Raw genomic sequence first — 851 nt, forward strand, 5'->3', positions numbered from 1 at the left:
AAAAAACTGGGCCAGCATCGCCTGCCCTTCCCGCAGCTCTTGAATCAAAACCTGCTGGTTTTGTTGGACAAGGCGCAGCTCCTGCTGAGCGGCCTGCAATTCTCTTTGGGAGGCTTGTAGCTCCTGGATGGCTTGAATCAGCCACTGCTCTTGCTCAGGGGTCATGGTTGCTGAAGCACTACAGAATAAGGAAATCCTACCACTGCCAATTCTCCTCTCCCTCTGGGTGAGGGCCTCAGCAGCGCGGAGCGCTCGAACACCCCCTTGGGCCACCCAAAACAAAAACCCCTCTCTCTTTGGAAGAGGGGCTAGGGTTGAGGACGGAAATTCAAGCTCGATCAGTAAAGGGCTTCTTCTTGGTGGGTGATGATGGTGCAGTCGGAAGTAGGGTAAGCCACACAGGTCAGCACATAGCCCTGCTCGATCTGATCATCATCCAGGAAGGACTGATCGCTTTGATCCACCGTGCCGCTCACCAGCTTGCCAGCACAGGTCGAACAGGCACCGGCGCGGCAGGAATAAGGCAGCTCGATCCCTTGCTCTTCTGCCACGTCCAAAATGTATTCGTCATCCGGCACATCGATGGTGACGTTCAAGCCTTGCTCCTCGTTGATCAGAGTGACCTTGTAGGTAGCCATCCTGGTTGGGTCTCCAGAAAAAACATCCACTCCTCATCCTGCCACCCTTCTGCCCCGGATCAAGCATCCTTTTGTGAGGAAATAGGCAAATCTTCCGGTTTTTTCCAGGTGGATCCGCAAAAGCCGTGCCGGGCAAGGATTGTAAACTACCCGGCTCCGACCGCTAAGCGGTACGGAGCGGGCTTTCAGTAGCCCTGAGCCTGTTCTGCTCTA

Annotated in this window: 1 protein-coding gene; it reads right to left on the minus strand. The window is 55.0% G+C overall.

Annotation, left to right across the window (positions count from 1 at the left end):
* Positions 1 to 338: 338 nt before the first annotated feature.
* Positions 339 to 638 (minus strand): ferredoxin, encoded by a 300-nt coding sequence (locus tag NW837_RS12760; protein ID WP_011433206.1) that lies wholly within the window; start codon positions 636 to 638, stop codon positions 339 to 341.
* Between the last annotated feature and the right edge of the window lie 213 nt (positions 639 to 851).

Origin of the sequence: Synechococcus sp. R6-10 (genome assembly GCF_047461815.1) — a bacterium.
Taxonomy (GTDB): Bacteria; Cyanobacteriota; Cyanobacteriia; order Thermostichales; family Thermostichaceae; genus Thermostichus.